At 62.2% G+C, this 22,958-nt stretch carries 21 protein-coding genes and 2 pseudogenes; 11 read left to right on the forward strand and 12 right to left on the reverse strand.

What is annotated here, in order from left to right; all coding sequences use genetic code 11:
• Positions 1–23: 23 nt before the first annotated feature.
• Positions 24–1,253 (reverse strand): acyl-CoA dehydrogenase, encoded by a 1,230-nt coding sequence (locus tag PSAKL28_RS17410; protein ID WP_038612864.1) that lies wholly within the window; start codon positions 1,251–1,253, stop codon positions 24–26.
• A 138-nt stretch (positions 1,254–1,391) separates the two neighbouring features.
• Between PSAKL28_RS17410 and PSAKL28_RS17415 the strand changes: the two genes are divergently transcribed.
• The 6 genes and pseudogenes from PSAKL28_RS17415 to mapR all read left to right on the forward strand — a co-directional run bounded on the left by PSAKL28_RS17415 (position 1,392) and on the right by mapR (position 7,474).
• Positions 1,392–2,315 carry a LysR family transcriptional regulator gene (locus tag PSAKL28_RS17415; protein WP_038612866.1) on the forward strand — a complete coding sequence of 308 codons (924 nt, stop codon included), beginning with the start codon at positions 1,392–1,394 and terminating at the stop codon, positions 2,313–2,315.
• Between the two features lie 131 nt (positions 2,316–2,446).
• On the forward strand, positions 2,447–2,848 hold the full coding sequence (locus tag PSAKL28_RS17420) for a MerR family transcriptional regulator (protein ID WP_038612868.1): 402 nt from the start codon (positions 2,447–2,449) through the stop codon (positions 2,846–2,848).
• Positions 2,849–2,866: 18 nt separating this feature from the next.
• The gene (locus PSAKL28_RS17425; protein ID WP_038612870.1) at positions 2,867–3,766 is read left to right on the forward strand and encodes a hydroxymethylglutaryl-CoA lyase; all 900 of its coding nucleotides are present in this window, start codon (positions 2,867–2,869) and stop codon (positions 3,764–3,766) included.
• Between the two features lie 589 nt (positions 3,767–4,355).
• Positions 4,356–4,487: pseudogene (locus tag PSAKL28_RS28305) on the forward strand (DUF3203 family protein); the annotation flags it as partial.
• 124 nt (positions 4,488–4,611) lie between these two features.
• A complete protein-coding gene (gene ccoG, locus PSAKL28_RS17435; RefSeq protein WP_038612874.1) occupies positions 4,612–6,024 on the forward strand; it encodes a cytochrome c oxidase accessory protein CcoG in 1,413 nt (470 codons plus the stop codon).
• A gap of 40 nt (positions 6,025–6,064) precedes the next feature.
• Positions 6,065–7,474, forward strand: coding sequence for a GntR family transcriptional regulator MpaR (gene mapR, locus PSAKL28_RS17440; RefSeq protein ID WP_038612876.1), 1,410 nt, complete (start codon positions 6,065–6,067; stop codon positions 7,472–7,474).
• Between the two features lie 25 nt (positions 7,475–7,499).
• Here the strand turns inward: mapR and PSAKL28_RS17445 are convergent, their stop codons facing one another.
• The gene (locus tag PSAKL28_RS17445) at positions 7,500–8,246 is read right to left on the reverse strand and encodes an SDR family oxidoreductase (protein WP_038612878.1); all 747 of its coding nucleotides are present in this window, start codon (positions 8,244–8,246) and stop codon (positions 7,500–7,502) included.
• A gap of 208 nt (positions 8,247–8,454) precedes the next feature.
• Here PSAKL28_RS17445 and PSAKL28_RS17450 point away from each other — a divergent pair, with 208 nt between their 5' ends.
• From PSAKL28_RS17450 to PSAKL28_RS17465, 4 genes are read left to right on the forward strand one after another with little or no spacing between them, the layout of a single operon-like run.
• Positions 8,455–10,164: a copper resistance system multicopper oxidase gene (locus tag PSAKL28_RS17450; RefSeq protein ID WP_038612880.1), complete on the forward strand. Its 1,710-nt coding sequence runs from the start codon at positions 8,455–8,457 to the stop codon at positions 10,162–10,164.
• Positions 10,157–11,083, forward strand: coding sequence for a copper resistance protein B (locus tag PSAKL28_RS17455; RefSeq protein WP_038612882.1), 927 nt, complete (start codon positions 10,157–10,159; stop codon positions 11,081–11,083). The genes PSAKL28_RS17450 and PSAKL28_RS17455 overlap by 8 nt, the downstream gene beginning before the upstream one ends.
• 15 nt (positions 11,084–11,098) lie before the next feature.
• Complete coding sequence (locus PSAKL28_RS17460; RefSeq protein WP_038612884.1) at positions 11,099–11,527, forward strand: DUF411 domain-containing protein; 429 nt, start codon at positions 11,099–11,101, stop codon at positions 11,525–11,527.
• Between the two features lie 10 nt (positions 11,528–11,537).
• Positions 11,538–11,972, forward strand: coding sequence for a YqaA family protein (locus PSAKL28_RS17465; protein ID WP_038612886.1), 435 nt, complete (start codon positions 11,538–11,540; stop codon positions 11,970–11,972).
• Here the strand turns inward: PSAKL28_RS17465 and PSAKL28_RS17470 are convergent.
• The 6 genes from PSAKL28_RS17470 to PSAKL28_RS17495 form a co-directional block, all read right to left on the reverse strand.
• A complete protein-coding gene (locus PSAKL28_RS17470) occupies positions 11,969–12,550 on the reverse strand; it encodes a DinB family protein (protein ID WP_038612888.1) in 582 nt (193 codons plus the stop codon). The genes PSAKL28_RS17465 and PSAKL28_RS17470 overlap by 4 nt on opposite strands.
• 11 nt (positions 12,551–12,561) lie before the next feature.
• A complete protein-coding gene (zapE, locus tag PSAKL28_RS17475; RefSeq protein WP_038612890.1) occupies positions 12,562–13,680 on the reverse strand; it encodes a cell division protein ZapE in 1,119 nt (372 codons plus the stop codon).
• Between the two features lie 134 nt (positions 13,681–13,814).
• Positions 13,815–14,963: a PQQ-dependent sugar dehydrogenase gene (locus tag PSAKL28_RS17480; protein ID WP_038612892.1), complete on the reverse strand. Its 1,149-nt coding sequence runs from the start codon at positions 14,961–14,963 to the stop codon at positions 13,815–13,817.
• Between the two features lie 19 nt (positions 14,964–14,982).
• Positions 14,983–15,303 (reverse strand): hypothetical protein, encoded by a 321-nt coding sequence (locus tag PSAKL28_RS17485; RefSeq protein ID WP_038612894.1) that lies wholly within the window; start codon positions 15,301–15,303, stop codon positions 14,983–14,985.
• Positions 15,304–15,414: 111 nt separating this feature from the next.
• Positions 15,415–16,374 (reverse strand): agmatinase, encoded by a 960-nt coding sequence (gene speB / locus PSAKL28_RS17490; protein ID WP_038612896.1) that lies wholly within the window; start codon positions 16,372–16,374, stop codon positions 15,415–15,417.
• 22 nt (positions 16,375–16,396) lie between these two features.
• Complete coding sequence (locus tag PSAKL28_RS17495; RefSeq protein ID WP_038612898.1) at positions 16,397–17,476, reverse strand: extracellular solute-binding protein; 1,080 nt, start codon at positions 17,474–17,476, stop codon at positions 16,397–16,399.
• A 101-nt stretch (positions 17,477–17,577) separates the two neighbouring features.
• Between PSAKL28_RS17495 and PSAKL28_RS17500 the strand changes: the two genes are divergently transcribed.
• Positions 17,578–18,468 carry a LysR family transcriptional regulator gene (locus PSAKL28_RS17500; protein ID WP_038612900.1) on the forward strand — a complete coding sequence of 297 codons (891 nt, stop codon included), beginning with the start codon at positions 17,578–17,580 and terminating at the stop codon, positions 18,466–18,468.
• A gap of 1 nt (position 18,469) precedes the next feature.
• On the opposite strand, the gene PSAKL28_RS17505 is transcribed toward PSAKL28_RS17500, so the two are convergent.
• From PSAKL28_RS17505 to PSAKL28_RS17520, 4 genes and pseudogenes are all read right to left on the reverse strand, one after another.
• Positions 18,470–20,914, reverse strand: a complete 2,445-nt coding sequence (locus PSAKL28_RS17505) for a TonB-dependent receptor (protein WP_051939463.1) — start codon at positions 20,912–20,914, stop codon at positions 18,470–18,472.
• Positions 20,915–21,106: 192 nt separating this feature from the next.
• Positions 21,107–21,985 (reverse strand): FecR family protein, encoded by an 879-nt coding sequence (locus tag PSAKL28_RS17510; RefSeq protein WP_257011817.1) that lies wholly within the window; start codon positions 21,983–21,985, stop codon positions 21,107–21,109.
• A 4-nt stretch (positions 21,986–21,989) separates the two neighbouring features.
• Positions 21,990–22,496, reverse strand: a pseudogene (locus PSAKL28_RS17515) (RNA polymerase sigma factor); the annotation flags it as partial.
• Between the two features lie 114 nt (positions 22,497–22,610).
• Positions 22,611–22,865 carry a hypothetical protein gene (locus PSAKL28_RS17520; protein ID WP_038612906.1) on the reverse strand — a complete coding sequence of 85 codons (255 nt, stop codon included), beginning with the start codon at positions 22,863–22,865 and terminating at the stop codon, positions 22,611–22,613.
• Between the last annotated feature and the right edge of the window lie 93 nt (positions 22,866–22,958).

Here is a 22,958-nt window from a genome sequence, read left to right on the forward strand (position 1 = left end):
GCCTGATATCTAAAGCGTGCGGATCAATGCCCGCTGCGCAGCATTTCCTTGGGAACGTATTTGCCGATTTCGTATTTGCCGATCGCCGCCCGGTGCACTTCATCCGGGCCGTCGGCCAGACGCAGGGTACGTTGCATGGCGTACATGTAAGCCAGCGGGAAGTCACCACTGACCCCGGCACCGCCATGAATCTGAATCGCCCGGTCGATGACCTTCAAGGCCACGTTCGGTGCCACCACCTTGATCTGGGCGATCTCGCTGCGAGCGACTTTGTTGCCCACCGTGTCCATCATGTAAGCCGCCTTCAGCGTCAGCAGCCGTGCCATGTCGATTTCCATGCGCGAATCGGCGATCTTGTCGACGTTACCGCCCAGGCGCGCCAGCGGGCGGCCAAACGCGGTGCGCTCCACCGAACGCTTGCACATCAGTTCCAGGGCCCGCTCGGCCATGCCGATCGAACGCATGCAATGGTGAATGCGTCCAGGGCCAAGGCGCCCCTGGGCAATCTCGAAACCACGCCCCTCACCCAACAGCACGTTCTCGTAAGGCACTCGCACGTTCTCGAACAGCACTTCGGCATGGCCATGGGGAGCGTCGTCGTAACCGAACACCGGCAGTGGCCGGACGATTTTCACCCCGGGGGTATCGGTGGGCACCAGAATCATCGAGTGCTGCTGGTGACGCGGGCCGTCCGGGTTGCTCAGGCCCATGAAGATCATGATCTTGCAGCGTGGATCGCAGGCACCGGAGGTCCACCACTTGCGGCCATTGATCACCCACTGGTCGCCCTCGCGGACAGCGCGGGCGGCCATGTTGGTGGCATCGGAAGACGCCACATCCGGCTCGGTCATGGCAAAGGCTGAACGGATGTCGCCACGCAGCAACGGTTCCAGCCACTGACGTTTCTGTTCCTCACTGCCATAGCGCACCAGCACTTCCATGTTGCCGGTGTCCGGGGCCGAGCAGTTGAACGGCTCGGGGCCCAGCAGCGAACGACCCATGATTTCAGCCAGGGGCGCATATTCCAGGTTGCTCAAGCCTGCGCCCAGCTCCGACTCGGGCAGGAACAGGTTCCACAGCCCTTCAGCCTTGGCCTTGGCCTTGAGCTCTTCCATGATTGCGGTCGGCTGCCAGCGGTCGCCCTCGGCGACCTGGCGCTCGAACACCGCTTCGGCGGGATAGACATAAGCATCCATGAACGCCGTGACACGTTCGCGCAACGCCTGGACCTTGGGTGAATAGGCGAAATCCATGGGCAGTACCTTCAGTGGAATGAGGATCTGATGAAGAGCCTAGATCAGCGAGCAAAATCCACCTAGTCTATTCTCGGCGTGTATAAACATTCATAACCAATATATGATTGACCCATAACACCAACAAGAGCAGCGCCCATGAACCTGAGCAAGGTCGATCTGAATCTGTTCATCGTCTTCGATGCCATCTACACCGAAGCCAACCTGACCCGTGCCGGGCAGATCGTCGGCATTACCCAGCCTGCAGTGTCCAATGCCCTGTCGCGGCTACGCGAGACCTTCAACGACCCGCTGTTCGTCCGTACCGCGCAAGGCATGGTCCCTACGCCCATGGCGCAGAACATCATCGGCCCGGTGCGCAATGCCCTGTCGTTATTGCGTGTGTCGGTGCAGGAAAGCCGCATCTTCAATCCCCTGCAGGCGAACAAGACCTTTCGCATCAGCATGACCGACCTCACCGAGGCGGTGATTCTGCCGCCGCTGTTTCAGCGCCTGCGCCGCCTGGCGCCAGCGGTAATCATCGAGAGTTTTCTCTGCAAGCGCCGTGAGACCACCAAGGAACTGGCTGCCGGGCGCCTGGATTTTGCCGTCGATGCCCCACTCAACACCGACCCGCAGGTGCGCCACGTCAAACTCATGCAGGATCAGTACGTCTGCGCCTTGCGCCAGGGCCACCCGATGGCCAAAGACAAACTCAGTCTGGACGATTACCTGGCGATGACCCACATCCATATCTCCAGCCGCCGCAACGGCCTGGGCTATGTCGACCTGGCCCTGGGCAAGATGGGCGTACAGCGCAAGATCGCCCTGCGTTCACAGCATTACCTGATGGCCTCGCAAGTGCTGCAACAGACCGACATGGTCATGACCGTGCCGGAGCGCTTCGCCCGCCGCCACCAACTCAATTATCTGAGCCTACCGGTCAACGATGTGCCACCGCTGGAAACCCACCTGTACTGGCATGAAAGTACCGATCAAGACCCGGCCAACCGCTGGATGCGCGAGCAGATCATTGAGTTGTGCCAGGCGGTGGTGGCGCAGGACGAGCGGGCTCAGGCGTAGGCCGTATCGCGGGGCAAGCCCGCTCCCACCGGCCCAGTGAGATCCATGTGGGAGCGGGCTTGCCCCGCGAAGCTTGACGTATACGTCAACCTGCCATTAGGTTAGCTCATGCCCTTTTCCCGAGCCTGACCATGAGCAGCCAGACCTACAGCATCTCCGACCTGTCCCGCGAGCTGGACATCACCACCCGTGCCATCCGCTTCTATGAGGAACAGGGCTTGCTCAGCCCCGAACGTCGGGGCCTTGAGCGCATTTACTCGGCCCGCGACAAGGTCAGTCTGAAACTGATCCTGCGCGGCAAGCGCATCGGCTTCTCGCTGGCCGAGTGCCGCGAACTGATCGAGCTCTACGACCCGACCAGCGGCAACCTGAAACAGTTGCACAGCATGCTGGCCAAAATCGCCGAACGCCGCGCCCAGCTCGAACAGCAACTGCTCGATATCCAGCAGATGCAGCTGGAGCTGGACACCGCCGAAGAGCGCTGTGAACAAGCGCTGGCCGCCACCCTGAACAATCAGAAAAACAGCCATTGAGCCCTGAGGAACCGCGCCATGTCATTGCCTGAAACAGTCCGCCTGGTCGAAGTCGGCCCGCGCGACGGCCTGCAGAATGAAGCCCAGCCCATCAGCGTGGCAGACAAGGTCCGGCTGGTCGATGACCTGACGGCGGCGGGCCTGTCTTATATAGAAGTGGGCAGCTTCGTCTCGCCCAAGTGGGTACCGCAAATGGCCGGCTCCGCCGAGGTGTTTGCCAACATCAAACAACAGTCCGGTGTCACCTACGCCGCCCTGGCACCGAACCTGCGCGGTTTCGAGGATGCCCTGGCAGCCGGGGTGAAAGAGGTAGCGGTGTTCGCCGCCGCATCCGAAGCTTTCTCCCAGCGCAACATCAATTGCTCGATCAGCGAAAGCCTGCAGCGTTTCGTACCGATCATGGACGCAGCCCGCGCAAACGGCGTGCGTGTACGGGGTTACGTATCCTGCGTGCTGGGCTGCCCGTATGAAGGCGCGGTCAGTGCCGAGCAGGTGGCGCCGGTGGCCCGCGAGTTGTTTGAGATGGGCTGCTATGAAGTGTCGCTGGGCGACACGATCGGCACCGGCACCCCGGGCGCCACCCGCCGCCTGTTCGAGGTGGTTGCCGCACATGTGCCACGCGCCCAGCTGGCCGGACACTTCCATGACACCTACGGCCAGGCCCTGGCCAACGTTTATGCCAGCCTGCTTGAAGGGATCAACGTCTTCGACAGCTCGGTCGCAGGCCTGGGTGGTTGCCCCTACGCCAAGGGCGCCAGCGGTAACGTGGCCAGCGAAGATGTGCTGTACATGCTTCAAGGCCTGGGTATCGAGACCGGCATCGACCTGGACCGGTTGATCGACGCGGGCCTGCGTATCAGTAAGGTGCTTGGCCGTACCAGCGGCTCCCGGGTAGCGCGGGCACGTAACGCGCAGTAATCATCAGCGGTAACAGCCTGGTGGCGACCAGGGTGTTACCGCCCCCGCACTTTTCAGGAAAAAACCGGGTAACACGGAAACAAATCGACAGATTTCCCCGCCTCCCCTTCCTGCCAAAAAACTTAAACCATTGATTTCATTGAGTTTTAAAAAGTTGGCACGGCACCTGCTATATCTCTGGTACAAGAACAATAAAAACTGTGACACACCCAATAAAAATAAGACGTAACGACTCTGACATAACAAGAACAACACGACAGAGACGCAGCTAACAGATTTTTTTGGAGAAGATGTGCTTTTCCGGGGTTCGCCCCCGCAACCTGACATAAAACAATAAAACTACCCCAAGGTAGCGAAAGTCACGGTTGGATCAGCAATGATGAGAGTAGATCAGCGCTCAAAAAAATACGTTTGCTCTTGATCCCGAATGGGGATCGCCAGTGACAAGAGGCAACGGTCGCCAAAAACAACAACAGGCCGCCCTCCAATAACAAAAAAAGAGCACGCAACAATCTTTGAGGGGAGCTTCGGCTCCCCTCAGTGCTTCCTGCCCTCCTGGTTTTTCCTCCTCCCTCCTTCCTTCTCGAACCTGCGCATGTCCGTGACCGAACTGGCTGGCCAACCCGTGCCGATCACTGAAGCAGACACCGATGCCCTGACTGTAGCAGGTGCGGTGGATGGTCGCAGGCACCTCAAAAGCACCGGTCAAACCTCGATAATCTGGGGCCTGTACGGTTGCGGCAAGAAATCTGATACGGTTTTTATCGAAATATCTGAGCCTGTTATGCAAACAGATGCGGCGCCATAGTGCTCTGGCCTGATCGAGGCCTGATGAGCGACGAACCATGAGCGATAGAATTCCCGTCCAGATCGTTGAAATTGCCGAGCCTTCCGCCACCAAGAAGAAGACCGCCAGCAGCGACAGACAGATCCACACCCGCAGCTTCACCGGCTTGTTTCGTAACCTGCGCCTGGGTGGCGCGGGCTTTCTGTTTTTGCTGTTCTTCGGCACCGTCTGGTTGAACTGGAACGGTCGCCAGGCCGTGTTATGGGACCTGGCTGACAGCAAGTTCCACATTTTCGGTGCAACCTTCTGGCCGCAAGACTTCATTCTCCTGTCGGCGCTACTGATCATCTGCGCCTTCGGCCTGTTCGCCATCACGGTGCTTGCCGGGCGGGTCTGGTGCGGTTACACCTGCCCACAAAGCTCGTGGACGTGGATTTTCATGTGGTGCGAGAAGGTCACCGAAGGTGATCGCAACCAGCGCATCAAGCTCGATGCCGCACCCTGGAGTGTGAACAAACTGGCCCGACGCTCGGCCAAACACACCCTGTGGCTGGCCATCAGCGTGCTTACCGGCCTGACCTTTGTCGGCTACTTCACACCGATCCGGCCGCTGGCTGAAGAACTCTTCACCTTGCAACTGGGCGGCGTCAGCCTGTTCTGGATCCTGTTCTTCACCGGCGCCACCTATATCAATGCCGGCTGGCTGCGTGAAGCGGTGTGCATGCACATGTGCCCGTATGCCCGTTTCCAGAGCGTGATGTTCGACAAGGACACCCTGGCCATCGCCTACGACCCGGCGCGCGGCGAATCCCGTGGGCCCCGCAAGAAAGACAGCGACTACAAGGCCAAAGGCCTGGGCGATTGCATCGACTGCCAGATGTGTGTGCAGGTCTGCCCGACCGGTATCGACATCCGTGACGGCCTGCAGATGGAATGCATCGGCTGCGCCGCCTGCATCGACGCCTGTGACTCGATCATGGACAAGATGGGCTATGCCCGCGGCCTGGTTGGCTACAAGTCCGAACACAACCTGCAAGGCGGCAAGACCAACTGGCTGCGCCCTCGCCTGCTCGGTTACGTCACCGTACTGGTGGTGATGATCGGTGCCCTGGTCATCGCCCTGCAGCAACGGCCGATGGTGTCGATGGACGTGATCAAGGACCGTGGCCTGTTCCGCGAGAACAACCTGGGCCAGATCGAAAATATTTACACCCTCAAGGTCATCAACAAGACCCAGCAAACGCAGCACTACCGCTTGCGCCTGGTAGACGCCGAGGGCTTCGAGTTGCACGGCAAGACCGAGTTCACCCTGGATGCGGGTGAGATGAGCGAGATGCCGGTATCGGTGGCGATGCTTGCCGAACGGCCGCAAAGCAGCTCCCAGGAAATCGGTTTCGAAATCAGCGACAGCGACCAACCCGGTATTTCCAGTGTTGCCCACAGCCGTTTTGTCGCGCCTTTGAACCGCTGATCACATACACTTCGCAGCAGTCGAAACGTCCTGAGCCATGATGAAACGCTACGAAAAATTCGCCGACGACATTGCCGAACTGATTCGCTCCGGGGTCCTGGGCCCCGGCCAGCGCGTGCCGTCGGTGCGCTACGCCAGCCAGACCCACGGGGTCAGCCCTTCCACAGTGTTCCAGGCCTACTACCTGCTGGAACGCCGCGGGCTGATCCGCGCGCGGCCGCGCTCGGGCTATTTCGTCAACGCCCATGCGCCGCGGCAGTTCAGCGAGCCGCAGATCATCGAGCAAGCGAGTGAATCCACCGAAGTGGATGTCAGCGAGCTGGTGTTCTCGATTCTCGACTCGATCAAAGACCCGCAGACCGTCGCCTTCGGCTCGGCCTTCCCCAGCCCCCACCTGTTCCCGCTGCCACGCCTGGCCCGTTCCATGGCCAGCGCCAGCCGCGAAATGGATCCGCGCATGGTGGTCACCGACCTGTCGCCGGGCAACCCGCAACTGCGTCGGCAGATTGCCCTGCGCTATATGGTCGGCGGGCTGATGCTGCCGATGGAGGAGCTGCTGATCACCAATGGTGCACTGGAGGCATTGAACCTGTGCCTGCAGGCGGTGACCGAGCCCGGTGACCTGGTGGCGATCGAGGCGCCCGCCTTCTACGCCTGCCTGCAGGTGCTCGAACGGCTCAAACTGAAGGCTGTGGAGATCCCCGTGCACCCGCGCGAAGGTATCGACCTTGGCGTGCTGGCGCAAACCTTGGCCAAACACCCGGTCAAGGCCGTCTGGTGCATGACCAACTTCCAGAATCCGGTGGGTGCGAGCATGCCGGAGGAGAAAAAACAGCAGCTGGTCGAACTGCTGCGCCAGCATCAGGTGCCGCTGATCGAAGACGACGTCTATGCCGAGCTGTACTACGCCCAGCAAGCGCCGAAACCGGCCAAGGCCTTCGATACCGATGGCCTGGTGATGCACTGCGGCTCCTTCTCCAAGAGCCTGGCGCCAGGTTACCGGATCGGCTGGGTGGCCGCCGGACGCTATGCGCAGAAAATCGAACGCTTGAAACTGATGACTTCGCTGTGCGCCTCGATGCCGGCCCAGGCGGCGATCGCCGACTACCTGCAGCACGGCGGCTACGATCGGCACCTGCGCAGACTGCGCTATGCCCTGGAAGAGCAGCAAAGCGCCATGCTTGCCGCCATTGCCCGGCACTTTCCGGCGCAGACTCGGGTCAGTCACCCGTCGGGGGGGTACTTCCTGTGGCTGGAGCTGCCGGAGCAAATGGACTCGCTCAAGCTGTTCCAGATGGCCCTGGCTCAGGGCATCAGCATCGCGCCCGGGCCGATCTTTTCGCCGACCCAGCGCTTTCGCAACTGTATCCGCCTGAACTACGGCAGCCCGTGGACCGAGCAATCGGAGCAAGCCATGGAGACCCTGGGCAGAATCGTGCGCTCGTTCTGAGCGCCCGACAGTGTGGAGGGCAGACTCAGCGCCCGCCGCCCAGATCGATGAAGCTGCCTGTGGAGTACGACGCCTTGTCGGACAGCAGCCAGATAATCGCCTCGGCCACCTCTTCGGCCTGACCACCACGCCCCATGGGGATGCCAGGTTCAAGCTTGCTGACCCGCTCAGGGTCGCCGCTGAGCGCGTGGAAATCAGTGAATATGTAGCCTGGGCGCACGGCATTGACCCGGATGCCGTCACCGGCAACTTCCTTGGCCAGGCCCATGGTGAAGGTGTCCAACGCCCCTTTGGAGGCCGCGTAGTCGACATATTCGTTCGGCGAACCCAGCCGCGCGGCCACCGACGAGACGTTGACGATGCTTCCACCCTGCCCGCCATGGCGCTTCGACATCCGCTGCACGGCATGCTTGCTACAGAGCATCGGCCCGACCACGTTGGTCTTCATCAACTTGAGCAGACGGAACTCCGACATATGCTCAAGCTGACTCTTCTGGCCGATGGTTCCCGCGTTATTGACCAGCGCGGCCACCGGCCCTAGCTCGGCATCGACGCGCTGAAACAAGTGAATGATCTCGTCTTCGACACTGACATCGGCTTTGACCGCGATGGCTTCGGCGCCCAATTCGCGAACGTCGGCCAGCACCCGCTGGGCCGCCTCGTCGTCACTCAGGTAGTTGATGCAGATGCGATACCCTTCACGGGCCGCCAGGCGTGCGGTCGCGGCGCCAATGCCACGACTGGCGCCAGTGATCACGATGACTTTATCCATGGATACTCCTTGCCCCCAATGGCCTATACCGCTCAAGGCTAACGCAGGACGGGGCAGCCGCAAAGCGGCGCACACACGTTCCAGCACAACACCTCAGCGCAGACAGAACGATCAGTGTGCCTGACAAATCTGTAATCTGCCGCTCAGATTTCTGACAGCCATTGCTCGCTAAGGTCATGCCACCCTCGCTTATGGATTGGCAACCCCCATGCTTGCAAACCCGACCCGCCGCACCTTCGTCAAAGGCTTCGCCGCCGCCAGTACCCTGGCCGGCCTCGGCCTGTGGCGCCTGCCCGCCTTCGCCGCCGGCTTGCCCTTTGGCAATGAACTGAGCGGCCGCGATTTCGAACTGTTCATCGGCCAGACTCCGGTCAACATCACCGGTCGCCCGCGCACCGCGCTGACCATCAACAACAGCCTGCCGGGCCCGGTATTGCGTTGGCGCGAAGGCGACACCGTGACCCTGCGCGTACGCAACCGCCTGGACGAGCCGACCTCGCTGCACTGGCACGGCATCATCCTGCCGGCCAACATGGACGGAGTCCCGGGCCTGAGCTTTGCCGGTATCGAACCCGGTGGCGATTACCTCTATCAGTTCACCCTGCAGCAGAGCGGCACCTACTGGTACCACAGCCATTCCGGCTTGCAGGAACAGGCCGGGGTATACGGGGCAATCGTCATCGAGCCGAAACAGCCCGAACCTCATCACTATCAACGCGACTATGTGCTGTTGCTCAGTGACTGGAGCGACCAGGCCCCCGACGCGCTGATGGCGACCCTGAAAAAGCAGTCCGACGCCTTCAACTACCACAAGCGTACAGTCGGCGATTTCATCGATGACGTGGCCCTGCACGGCTGGTCGAAAACCGTGGCTGAGCGCAAGGGCTGGGCCGAAATGCGCATGAGTCCGACCGACCTTGCCGACATCAGCGCAGCAACCTACACCTACCTGCTCAACGGCCAGCCGCCGGACGGCAACTTCACCTGTCTGTTCCAGCCGGGTGAAACCGTGCGCCTGCGTCTGATCAACGGCTCGGCGATGAGCTATTTCGACTTCCGCATCCCCGGCCTGAAGCTGACAGTAATCGCCGCCGATGGCCTGCCGGTGCAGCCGGTCAGCGTCGACGAACTGCGCATCGCCGTGGCCGAGACCTACGACGTGCTGGTGAGCGTGGGCGACCTGCCTGCCTATACCCTGTATGCCCAGAGCATGGACCGCACCGGTTACGCCCGCGGCACCCTGGCGCGCAGTGCCGGGCTCAGCGCGCCGGTGCCGGCCCCCGACCCGCGGCCGATCCTGACCATGGCCGACATGGGGCACGGCGGCATGGACGCCATGGCCGGCATGGATCACAGCCAGATGGGGGGTATGGATCATGCCGCCATGAGCGGCATGCAGAGCCACCCGGCCAGTGAAACCGGCAACCCGCTGGTCGACATGCAGACCATGAGCCCCAAGCCCAACCTCGCCGACCCGGGCATTGGCCTGCGCAACAACGGCCGCCGGGTGCTGACCTACGCCGACCTGAAAAGCACCTTTGCCGACCCGGACGGTCGTGAGCCGTCGCGCGAGATCGAACTGCACCTGACCGGCCACATGGAGCGCTTCGCCTGGTCGTTCAACGGCATCAAGTTTTCCGACGCCGAGCCGCTGCGTCTGCGCTACGGCGAGCGCCTGCGCATCACCCTGGTCAACGACACCATGATGGCCCACCCGATTCACCTGCACGGCCTGTGGAGCGACCTGGAAGACGAACACGGACGCTTCCAGGTCCGCAAGCACACCCTCGACATTCCGCCCGGCAGTCGCCGCAGCTACCGGGTCAGCGCCGACGCGCTGGGGCGCTGGGCCTACCACTGCCACCTGCTTTACCACATGGAGATGGGTATGTTCCGCGAGGTACGCGTCGATGAATGAAGTTCTCAACCGCCCGCTGCTGGGCAGCCTGGCGCTGCTCGCCTTGCTGGCCAGTGAAGAAGTCCGGGCCCAGGACATGGATCATGGCGCGATGAACCACGGTGCCATGGACCATGGCAGCATGAACCACGGCAGCATGAGCCCACCGCCCATGGGCCATTCCGGCATGGACCACGGCGCCATGGGACACGGCCAGGCGCTGGACACACCGCGCACACCGTTGCGGCCGGTCACTGACGCCGACCGCCGCGCCGCCTTCCCGCCCTTGCCCGGTCATCAGGTGCATGATCGGCAGGTCAACTGGGCGGTGATTGTCGAGCAGCTCGAGTACCAGAACTTCGAAAGCAGCAGCGCCCTGAACTGGAACGCCAACGCCTGGATCGGCGGCGATATCGACCGTCTCTGGCTGCGCACCGAAGGCGAGCGTGAACAGGGCGTAACCCACAAGGCCGAACTGCAGGCACTCTGGGGCCATGCCATCAGCCCCTGGTGGGAGCTGGTCGGCGGCCTGCGCCAGGACTTCAAACCGGCCAGTGGCCAGACCTGGGCGGCCTTCGGCATCCAGGGCATGCCGCTCTACGGCCTGGAGCTGGAAGCCACCGCCTACCTGGGTGAGCGGCAACAAACCGCGCTGCGCGTGGAGAGCAGTTACGCTATCCTGCTGACCAATCGCTGGATTCTCGAACCGTCGCTGGAGGCCAACTTCTATGGCCGTAACGACGCCAGCCGCGACCAGGGCAGCGGCCTTGCCGACAGTGAGATCGGCCTGCGCCTGCGTTATGAGATCACCCGCGGTTTTGCCCCTTATCTGGGCGTCAGTTTCAACCGGAGCTACGGCAATGCCGCCGAACAGATCCGTGACGACCATGGCGATATCGGCCAGACCCGTCTGGTCGCCGGTGTCCGCCTGCGTTTCTAGTATTGGAGAAGCATCATGTTGAGCAAGAAAATCGTCGCCTTCGGCCTGCTGGCCCTGAGCACCCTGGCCCAGGCCGGACAGACCATCGATGTCTACCGCGACCCCAACTGCGGCTGCTGCAAGGAGTGGATCAGCCATCTGCGCGATAACGGTTTCACCGTCAACGATCATGTCGAACCGAACATGAGCGCGGTCAAGCAGCGTCTGGGCGTGGCGCCGCGTCTGGCGTCGTGCCACACCGGGGTGATCGACGGCAAGTTCGTCGAGGGCCATGTGCCGGCTGAGCAGGTCAAGCTGCTGGCCAAGCGTTCCGACTTGCGCGGCCTGGCGGTACCAGGCATGCCAATGGGCTCGCCCGGCATGGAAATGGGTGACCACAAGGATGCCTACCAGGTGATCGGCCTGACCCAGGACGGTCGCGACGAAGTGGTCGCCAACTACTGATCAGCGCTGAATGTTGAGCGAGTGGGCGCTGTTTCTCAGCGCCTTTGGCGCGGCAACCCTGTTGCCGCTGCAATCGGAAGCCGTGCTGGTGGGCTTGCTGCTGCGCGATCCGCAGGCGGTGTTCAGCCTGCTGCTGATCGCCACCGCCGGCAATGTACTGGGCTCGATCGTCAACTGGCTGTTGGGCCGTGGCATCGAACACTTGCGTGACCGGCGCTGGTTCCCCTTCAAGCAGGCGCAACTGGACAAGGCGCAGCAACGCTACCAGCGCTACGGCCAGTGGTCTCTGCTGCTGAGCTGGATGCCGGTAATCGGCGACCCGTTGACCTTGATCGCCGGGATCATGCGCGAACCCTTCTGGCGCTTTGTCGTGCTGGTCACGATCGCCAAGGCCGGGCGTTACGCCGTGCTGGCCCTTCTGACCCTGGGCTGGCTGGGGCGCTAGCGCCCCCAGATTTTTGCTTCGGTCCAGCCCAGTTCGGCAAAGTCCTGGGCGCGCAGGTGCGCTTCGTCTTCGCAGAAAAACTCGTCCAGCTGCGGTGGTTTCACCGAGGTGTCGCTGAGCATGGCGTGCACCTGCCCACGGTGATGGATCTGATGCTCGAACAAGTGCAACAACAGGCGCAACCGTTGTTCGCGCTGGACCCAGTCGCGGCGCACGATGCTCACGTAACGCTGCAACTGGTCATCGCGCAATTGACTGCAGTAGGCGATCAGCCGGTGATCGGCCTGGGCCTGTTCTTCTCGTAGTGCCTCACAACTGGAAAACGGCTCTTCAGGCTCGAAGAAACGCTCGCTGTCCGGCTCCGGCGCCTCGCCCCGCTGTTCTGACTCCAGGGCGTTGAGGTAGAACCAGTCCACCGTGAGGATGTGGTTGAGGGTGGCCTTGATTGAGCCGAAGAAGCTGCAGCGCGGCGCCACCAACTCATCCTGGCTCAGCTGCAGACAGGCCTTGTAGAGCCTGTGGTTGGCCCAGCCGTTGTGGTAGGCCATGGTCAGCAAATGGTGCGAAAGCGGCTGCATGATCGACTCCTTCAACAGAAGCGTTGCAGTTGCATCTCCCGCAAGCGGCTCAAGGTGCGCCGGAACGGGAACTCCAGATACCCTTGAGTGTAGAGCGCTTCAAGCGCAACCTCGGCTTCCAGATACAGGGCGACCCGACGGTCGTAACATTCATCGACCAACGCAATGAAGCGCCGCACGCTGTCATCATGCACCGACAACTGCGGCAGCTCGCGGTCGCCGGCCAGCACGCGACTGGCCGCATCCTCGGTGCCTCGGGCAATCTTCGCTGGCCGCTGGCGAGCGCCGAGGGCGGGTACATCGCCCACCAGGATCGTCGTGAAGCTGTCGCACAGCGCCATGAAATCCATGGCAGCCAAGGGTTGCTCGCACAGATCGGTGTAGCGGCACCAGATAACGGTGTCACTGCGCTGCACTACCTGTATCTGCCGCGAGCCCACCGGCAAGGGTTGATCGCTGCACCGCTGATCGCCGTTCAGTTGGGCAAAGACCCCGTCCAGGGCTGGGGACTGGCCGGGTTCGCGCACCCAGTAACGCTGTTGCGCGGTGCCTGGATGCAGGCGGTGGTCCTGCTCACCGACCACTGCCTGCACCTGCATGTGCTGCTCGATGGCGCTAATCGCCGGCAGGAAGCGCTCGCGATTGAATCCATCGCAGTACAACTGGTCGGGCGGCTGGTTGGAGGTGGCGACAATCACCACTCCGGCCTCGAACAGCACCTGGAACAGGCGCCCGAGAATGATTGCGTCGCCGATATCGTTGACGAACAACTCGTCGAAACACAGCACGCGAATCTCTTCGGCCAGGGACCGGGCCAGGGCCTGCAAGGGGTCGGCGGTGCCATTGAGCTGGAACAGACGTTGATGCACCCAGCGCATGAAGTGGTGGAAATGCTGACGCCGGGCCGGCACCTGCAAGCAGCGGTGGAACTGGTCCATCAACCAGGTCTTGCCGCGCCCCACCGGGCCCCAGAGATAGACGCCCTGCGGGGTTTCGCCACGTTGCAGGGCTTCGAAACAGCGTTGCAAAGCACTGGCCGCCTGTAGCTGAGCCGGGTCGCTGACAAATCCATCGCGGTCGATGGCCTGCCGGTAGAGCTGCAGGGGGGACTGCTCGGTGAAGCAGGTCATGAAAGGCGCCTGAGGTGAAAGGGCTCCATTCTGGCGATGAACAGCATCGCGGGGCAAGCCCGCTCCCACCGGAGTTGAGGTGATTTCTGTGGGAGCGGCGGTGCGGCGACCCGACTTGCCCCGCGATTCGGCCGCTACAAATCAAGCCCCACTTTCAGCAGCGCACCATCCTCGGCATCCGTCAGCACGTACAGATAGCCATCCGGCCCCACCCGCACATCGCGAATCCGCGCATTCAACTCACCCAGCATCCGCTCCTCGTGAACCACCTTGTCACCGTCCAGTTGCAGGCGAATCAGTTCCTGAGCCGCCAACGCGCCAATGAACAGGCTATGGTCCCAGGGTTTGAAACGCGGGTTGTCGTAAAAGGCCATGCCGCTGATCGCCGGCGATTTTTCCCAGACATGGTGTGGATCGACCATGCCATCGACATGCTCGCCCTTGGCCTCGGGAATCGACATCAGCGAGTAATTGATGCCGTGAGTGGCAAGTGGCCAGCCGTAGTTTTTACCGGGTAGAGGGATGTTGATTTCGTCACCGCCACGCGGGCCGTGCTCGTTGGTCCACAGCTCGCCGGTCCAGGGGTTGAGCGCTGCGCCCTGCTGATTGCGGTGGCCGAACGACCAGATCTCGGGGCGGACATTGTCCTGGCCGACAAACGGATTGTCCTTCGGCACCGTGCCGTCCGGCAGGATGCGCACCACCTTGCCCTGCAATTTGTCCAGGTCCTGGGAAGTCGGCCGCTGGTTGTTCTCCCCCAGGGCAATGAACAGGTAACCGTCACGGTCGAACACCAGGCGCGAACCAAAGTGCAGACCTGTCGACAGCTTGGGTTGTTGGCGGAAGATCACATTGAAGTCTTCAAGCTTGGCCATGTCGGCAGACAAACGCCCACGACCCACGGCGGTACCGGCTTTACCGTCCTCGCCACCGTTCTCGGCAAAACTCAGGTAAATCATGCGGTCTTGCTTGAAGGTCGGCGACAGGACGACATCGAGCAGTCCACCCTGCTCTTGGGCCCACACTTCGGGTACGCCGCCCAGCGGCGCACCGACCTTGCCTTCGGCACTGACGATACGCAGATTACCCGGGCGCTCGGTTACCAGTATGCCTTTGCCTTCGGGCAGAAAGGCCAATGCCCAAGGGTGGTTCAGGCCTTCGGCCAGGGTGCTGACCTTGATGCTGCCCTCCTCGCTCTTGAAGGAGCGTTCGGGAGCGGCATGCGCCAGCAGCGGTAGCAGCGCCGCGGTCAACAGGGGGGCAATCCAGGTGCGTGCGGACATTGGCGTTTCCTTCCAGGGATCACGGCGTGCGGGTCGACTCGCGAGGCGGTCGGGTGGGCTCCAGTTGCGGCGTGGACTGCTCGCGGCGCATGTTTTGGCCATTGCCGATGCCGCGGTTTTCCAGGGTTGGCTGGCGCGGGATGGGTTGGGTCGAAGGCCCCCGCACAGGTGGCGTGGCCTGCACGCTGCCCTGACGGCTGTTGGGGTTGGCGCGCATGATCGGGCTGTTGTAGGGATTGTTCGGCGAAGCTGCCAAGTGCAATGGCACTTCAGCTTGCGCAGCTGGTAACAGCAGGCTGAACAACAGGGCTGAGGCCAGGCTCAACTGGGATCTGTTCACGAAGACACCTCCTGCGCGAAATGACGCGCCCAAGCATTGGATAGCCTAAGGCGCGTCAGGTTCGCGAGGAAGCCGTAATTTCTCCTACAGGTGATTCATATTGTGTCCGGCTCAGTCGACTTTGTGCCGGGCGGCATACAGGCAGAGCATTTCCATGGCCAGTGTCGACCCCGCCAGGGCGGTGATATCGGCATGGTCATAGGCCGGTGCGACCTCCACCAGGTCCATACCGACCAGATTGATACCGCGCAGGCCACCGATGATCTCCAGCGCCTGCACCGTGGTCAGCCCGCCGCATACCGGGGTCCCGGTGCCTGGCGCGTAAGCCGGGTCGAGGCAGTCGATGTCGAAGGTCAGGTACACCGGATGGTCGCCGACCCGCTGACGGATTGCTTCGATGATCGCCTGACAGCCACGCTGGTGCACCTGACGCGCATCCAGCACGGCAAAGCCCTGGGTATCGTCATTGGTGGTACGCAAGCCGATCTGCACCGAGCGCGACGGATCCACCAGGCCTTCGCGAGCGGCATGCCAGAACATCGTGCCGTGGTCGACGCGCCCGCCCCCCTCCTCACACGGCCAGGTGTCACTGTGGGCGTCGAAATGGATCAGCGACAGCGGACCATGTTTGCGTGCATGGGCCTTGAGCAGCGGGTAACTGATGAAGTGATCGCCGCCGAGGGTGAGCATCGCGCAACCGGCTTCGAGGATCTGCTCGGCATGGGCCTGGATACTGTCTGGAATGGTCTGCGGGCTGCCGTAGTCGAAGTTGCAATCGCCATAGTCGATCACCGCCAGGTGATCGAACGGGTCGAACTCCCACGGCCAGTGACGGGCCCAGGCCTGCTGCACGGAGGCGCTGCGAATGGCGCGCGGGCCGAAACGCGCACCGGGGCGGTTGCTGGTGGCGGTGTCGAACGGCACGCCGCTGACCACTACATCGACGCCGAGCAGATCGCGGGTGTAACGCCGACGGGAAAAGCTGGTGATCCCGGCAAAGGTGTTTTCGGCGACCGTGCCATACAGACTGTCACGGGTCATTGCCTGGTCGTTATCGGGGGCGAGATCCATCATCGGGCTCCTGTTCTGGTTGTTATTGGCGGCTACGGAAAGCGGTCCACAGGCGGGTGCGCTGGCGCATATCGCTCAAGGCCATGCTGCGGTCGGCAAACAGGCGCGCGCGCACTACGTCCGAAGGGTAGATATCCGGGTCGTTGCGCACCGCCTCATCCACCAGCGGCGTGGCCGCCTGGTTGGCGTTGGCGAAGAACAACGTGTTGGTCAGCGGCGCGACTGAATCGGGGCGCAGCATGAAGGCGATAAATGCGCGTGCCGCCTCCGGGTGTGGCGCATCCTTGGGGATGACCAGGTTGTCCTGCCAGATCAGCGTGCCCTCGCGGGGAATCCGGTACACCACCTGGTACGGCTTGCCAGCCTGGCGGGCCTGCTCGGCGGCCATCGCGGCATCGCCGTTGTAGGTCAGTGCCAGACAGACGCTGCCATTGGCCAGGTCGTTGATCTGCCGGCCGTTGGCGACATAGCTGATCGACGGTTGCAGCTGCTTGAGCAGCGCCTGGGCTGCGGCCAGATCGTCCTTGTTGCGGCTATAGGGATCCTTGCCCAGGTAGTGCAGGGCCACGCCGATCACCTCCTGAGGCGAGTCGGACATGGCGATCCCGCAATCCTTGAGCTTGCTGGCATATTCAGGTTTGAACAGCAGATCGAGGCTGTCCAGCGGCGCATCGCCGACCCGCTGGCGCACGGCCTCAAGATTCAGTCCCAGGCCCAGGGTGCCCCAGGTGTAAGGCACCGCATACTGGTTGCCGGGGTCGACTTCGGCCAGTTTGCCCAGCAGGTCCTTGTCCAGATTGCTGTAGCCGGGCATCGCCTGCGCCTGCAAGGGCTGCAACGCCCCCGCAGCCAAAGCCCGGGCCAGCAAGCTGGAAGACGGCACCACCACGTCATAGCCGCTGCCGCCGGTAAGCAACTTGGTTTCCAGCACTTCGGTGGTGTCGAAGGTGTCGTAGCGCACCTTGTAGCCGCTTTCCTTTTCAAAGCGCTGCAAAGTCTCTGGCGCCACGTAGTCGGCCCAGCTGTAGAGGTTGAGGACTTTTTCTTCGGCCTGAAGCGGCAAGGCCAGCATCACAGCGGACAACCACAGGTATCTATGCATGTCGGGCACCTTTATTCAGTGGATGCCGCCAGCATGCACGCCGGGTTACATTGCTAAAATGGCAAGTTACTTAACCTGACATTCACCTGGAGCAATGTTTGATGCTCGGACAACTGCACGACCTCGACCTGCACCTGCTGCGGCTGTTCGTCACTGTAGTCGAGGCTGGCGGCTTCAGTGCCGCCCAGGGCGTGCTGGGCCTGAGCCAGCCAAGCATCAGCCAGCAGATGGCACGCCTGGAGACGCGCCTTGGCTATCGCCTGTGCAGTCGCGGCAAAGGCGGTTTTGGCCTGACCGCCAAAGGCGAGGTGCTGCTCAAGGCGACACGGGAATTGCTGGTGCAGATCGAAGCCTTTCGCCATCAGGCCAATGGCGTCGCCGGGCGTTTACTCGGTGAGGTGCGCGTGGGCATTTCCGAAGCCCAGGACAGCAGTGTGACCTTGCGCCTGGCGCACGCCATCGAGCGTTTTCGCCAACGGGACGAGTCGGTACGCCTGGAACTGGTCAGCGCCATGCCGGCCGACCTTGAGCGCCTGCTGTTGCAGCAGCGCCTGGACCTGGCCATCGGTTATTTCTCCGGCAAGCAGTCCGCCTTCGACTACACGCCGTTGTTCGAAGAGACCCAGCGCCTGTACTGCGCCAGCCATCACCCACTGGCGAGCCAGACGCAGGTGAGCCTGGAGGTACTGCTGGAGGCCGACCAGGTCGAACACCCCTACAGTTTTCTCGAGAGCCCCGACCCGCTCAGCGGCGGTCGGGCTTCGGCGCGCTCCGAGCAGGTCGAAGGCGCCCTGGCGTTTATTTTGTCCGGGCGCCACATCGGCTACCTGCCCTGCCACTTCGCGGCCCCCTGGGTCGAGCGCGGCTTGTTGCACGGGCTCGACCCGGCACTCAACTTCCAGGTGCCATTCGCCCTCGCCCGTCACCGCGCCCAGGTGCCCAGCGATGCCCAGCAAGCCTTCAACGCTGATCTGCTGAGTGCGTTCGCCTGACTCAGTAAGCCATCGACCAGGTCAGCGTGTAGGTGCGACCGCGGCCCTGATAGTCATACAAGTACTCCGGGCCGTAGGTTGGCGAGTAGAACAGGGTCGCGCGCTGGCCCCAGACCGTACTGTACTGCTTGTCGAGCAGGTTCTGGATACCGGCGCTGAAGGTGCCGAAGCCGGTGTCCTGGCTGCCCAGCAGGTCGAAGGTGGTGTAGCCGCTGATTTCGTGATCGGCATCATCCTTGAGGGTGAAGGCGTGGTTGGCTTGCAGCCGCGCACTACGCCCATCGCCCTTCCAGCCAACAAAGGCCGTGGATTTGGACAGCGAGGCGTAGCGGGCATCGCGCTTGATCCAGTCACCGTCCTTGTCCTCTTCTTCCGAACGTACCAAGTGCAGGGTGCTACCGGCTTCCCAGCCACTTTCGAAGTGGCGGGTCAGCGCGCCTTCGAAACCGAAGTCGCGGCTCTTCTGATCTTCAACGTTGATGGTCAAGGTGGCCATGTCGGTGGTGATGATCTTGTCCGACCAGATGTAGTACACCGCTGCCTGGGCATCCCAGTCCAGGTCGGCATAGCGCCAGCCCAGCTCCACCTGACGGCTCTTGATCCCGGCCAGCGGGTTGTCTTCGACGCTCAAGCCGGGCTTGCCGTAATACTTGGCCGGGTCTGGCAGGTCGAAACCTTCGCCGTAGTTGGTCCAGACCTGGTGGCCGTTCTTGAAGTCATAGATGGCGCCGAGGTTGAACAGGTTGACCTGATAGTCGTTATTACCGCCGGGGACGTTCTTGAAGTCGCCGACATCCACGTCCATCTGCTGGCGCCGGGCGCCGCCGGAGACGGTCAGGTTGTCGGTGGCGTGCCAGTCCAGCTGGGCGTAGTACGACAGGCCATCCACCCGGTAACTGGGATAGCGCGGAGCCTTGCTGGCCTTGTCCAGGTCCAGGCCACCGCTTTGCGACGACGTCAGGGCATCGAAGGTGGTCTGCTCGGCATTGAAGCGCTCGCGGTCCAGATCCACGCCGTAGGTCAGCTTGAGCGTGTCCCATTGCTTGGCAAACAACGCCTTGAGGCTGCTGACCTCGAAGTTCTGCTGCGACGCGGCAAAGTACACGCCTTTGACGCCCGCCGGCTTGCCAGGGTTGTAGTACGGGAACGGATAGAAGTTGTCGTCTTCTTTGCGGTACGACGCCTGCAGGTAGAAGTCCTGACCGAGCACATCGCTGTGGTGGTAGTTGGCGTTGAGCAGCAAACGCTTGGTGCGTGGTTCCAGGTCTGTGGAGTAGCCGCTGCGCAGCTCGGCATCCTCCAGGTTCGAGGGGGCGTTGTGCTTCAGGTTGGGAAAGTAGATACCCGTGCTGCCGTGATTGCCCGAATCGTAATATTGGGCCAACAGGTCAAGGCTTTGTTCGTCGTTGAATTGCAGGCCCAGGCTGCCGAGTACATCGATGGTGCGGTTGTACTGCAAGTCGGTCTGGGTGTTATCGATAAAGATCTGGTCGCCGGCGCCATCGTAGAACGCTTCGTTCTGCTCGGCGGAAACACCCAGGCGTGCGTTGACCCGCTCGTTACCACCGCTGACCGACTGAGCGATGCGCGTCGAAAGGTCGTCGCTGTTATTGAAACCACTGCTGGCGCCGACCTGGGTCTCGAAGCGCGCCGGACCGGCTTCGCCCTTCTTGGTGACAATGTTGATGATGCCGCCCGTGGCACCGCCGCCGTAAATGGCGCTGGCCCCGGAAAGCACTTCGACACGCTGGACGTTGAACGGCGAGATGCTGTCGAACTGCCGCGACAGGCCACGGGAACTGTTCTGGCTGACACCGTCGATCATCACCAGAACATTACGGCCACGCATGTTCTGCCCATAGTTGGTACGCCCTTCCGGCGCCAGGTCCAGGCCCGGCACCAGTTTGCCGATCGCCTCCTTGAGGCTGACCCCGCTGTTGATCTGCTCATTGAGCTGCTGCTGATCGACGACCCAGACGGTGCCGGGAATTTCACTGATCGAAGTGCTGGTTCGGGAAGCGACACTGACTTCAATGGGTTTGAGGCTGACGCTTGCAGGAGCGGTCTGCATTTTGCGCAGGATTACCGTGCGCGAATCGCTGAACTGCCAGCTCATGCCGCTACCGGCCAACAGGTTCTGCAGGGCCTGGGCAATGCTGTAGCGCCCCTCAAGGGCCGGGCTTTGCAGGCCGGCAACGTCGGCGGTGGTGTACAGCAGGTGCAGGCCGGCCTGGTCGGCGAAGGAGGTCAGGGCCTGGTCAAGCGCCTGGGCTGGCAGCGCCAGGTTCACTTCACGGTCTTGCTGGGTGCTGGCTTGGGCAGCATTCACGCTCTCGGCTGCGTGTACCCAGACTGGGCCGAGCAGCGCGGCGACGGCGGTGGAAGCCAGCAGAGCGTGTTTGAAACTACCGGTGGAGCGGGCGATTGGCTTGAGCGTAGCCTTCACAATGTTCTTCCAGGCAAGGTGTAAATGAGAATGGATTGCTGATCAGTCTCACTACGACGATTGGGCGAAGAAGAACTTGCAGTGCGAAGTTGAAATTATTTTTTCTGTTCCGATGCTATCGCGGGGCAAGCCCGCTCCCACAGGGGCAGGTGATGCACCCGTGGGAGCGGGCTTGCCCCGCGATAGCATCGATCAATACACCACCGCCAGCCACGGCAGATAGGTAACTTTCAGCGCATAACGCTGCTCCAGAGTGCGCAACAACCCTTGCGGATCGTTCAGGTCAAACACCCCGCTGACCTGCATCGCCCCCAGTTGCTGGTCGGACAACACAATGCGCCCATGCTGATAACGCTCAAGCTCGGCCAACACCTCGCGCAAAGGCTTGCCGTTGAAGATCAGTTTGCCGCGCTGCCAGGCAGTCAGCGCCCCGGCGTCCGCAGTGGCCTGCAACCTGCGCTCACCCAGCTGAGCCTCGCCTTTGGCAATGACCACGCGGTTATGGCTGCCATCACGACGCACACTGAACACCGCCCCACTGCCCTGCACCGATTCGCCCCCGGCCTCGACGACAAAGGGACGCGGGTCGCTGGCCGGCTCGAAGAGTGCCTCGCCCGCCTTGAGCATCAGCCGTCGCTGGCCATCGCTGAAATCCACCGACAAGGCACTGCCACTGTTGAGCAGTACCTGCGAGCCGTCGGTCAGGGTAATACGCTGCTGCTGACCAACGCTGGTGTGGTAGTCGGCGAGCAAGGCCGGTGCCTGTTGCCAGCCACCATAACCAACCAGCGCCAACACCAGTGAAGCGGCAAGGGCACTGCCCCAGCGACGTCGGCGTGGCGCTGCGGCAGTCAACTGGGCCGCAGCTTGGGTCTGGCCCAGATCACCCCACAAGGCTTCCGCCTCCCGGGCCGCCTCGGTGTGGGCCGGACTCAGCTGGCGCCAGCGCTGATAGCGCGCGCGGTCAGCCTCACGGGCGTTGCCGGAATGCAACAACACCTGCCAGTCGAGGGCATCGTCGGACAAATCGCTGAGCGGCTGCGGTGCAGGCATGGCTAGGGCATCAATCATGGTTGTGTTTGAGCCAGTCACGGCAGTGGCGCAGGGCCTGGCCGATGTATTTTGCCACCATGCTTTCGGAAACGCCCAGCTGTTGTGCGATCTGCGCCTGGGTCAGGCCTTCGACGCGATTGAGCAACAATGCCTGGCGAGCGTTGGGAGGCAGCTGCAACAGTGCTTCGTCCAGTTGTGCCAGGCGTTCGCGGGCCAGCAACGCAGCTTCCGGTGCAGGTGCCGGGCACGGTACCTGGCTTGCAGCGGCGCTGTCGTCGAGATTGCCGGCCATGCGCTGCTCGCGACGCAGGGTATCGATGGCCAGGTTGCCGGCCACGCGAAAGATGAAACTGCGCGCATGCAGCACCGGCAGTTCCTGCTGCTCGATCCTGACCAGCTTGAGGTAGGTTTCCTGGGCCACATCAGCCGCCCGTTGACGGTCGCTCATGCGCCGGGTCAGGAACTGCAGCAGGTCATCGTAATGTTCCTGGAAACTGGCCAGCAGCCCGGACACGGGGGACGTCAACATGGAGGGATTCGATGGGCCTTGGCAACGGAAGTCAGACGTTAATGAGAAACAGTATCGTTCAAAAGACCGACAGGTTTCAACGTCGCCGTGCTTTCGCGGCAGGCCTGGCGGGCGTTACTTGGCCGCTGCCATCAGTTTGTTGACTTCACTACGGACCATATTGGCGAACTCGGGCGGCGACATGCCGTCCAGTTCGGAGCGTACCCATTCGGCCCACTTGCCCTTGCGCCGGGGCTTTTCGGCGATCAGCCGCGCGGCCTCGCCTTTGGCCTTGCCCAGGTTGGTCTGCCAGAGCTCGAACAGTCGCGCTTTCTCGTCCTCGATCTGCGCCCGTTCGGCGAAGCTCTTGTTGGCCAGATTGAAACTCATGAGGGTGTCCTGCCGCTGGAAAATAGGCGCTATCTTACACTGTAGCCGCAAGGGCCCGGCAAACCGCTGCAACTTTCCGCGCCCACCGGTATC

The organism is Pseudomonas alkylphenolica (genome assembly GCF_000746525.1).
GTDB lineage: Bacteria > Pseudomonadota > Gammaproteobacteria > Pseudomonadales > Pseudomonadaceae > Aquipseudomonas > Aquipseudomonas alkylphenolica.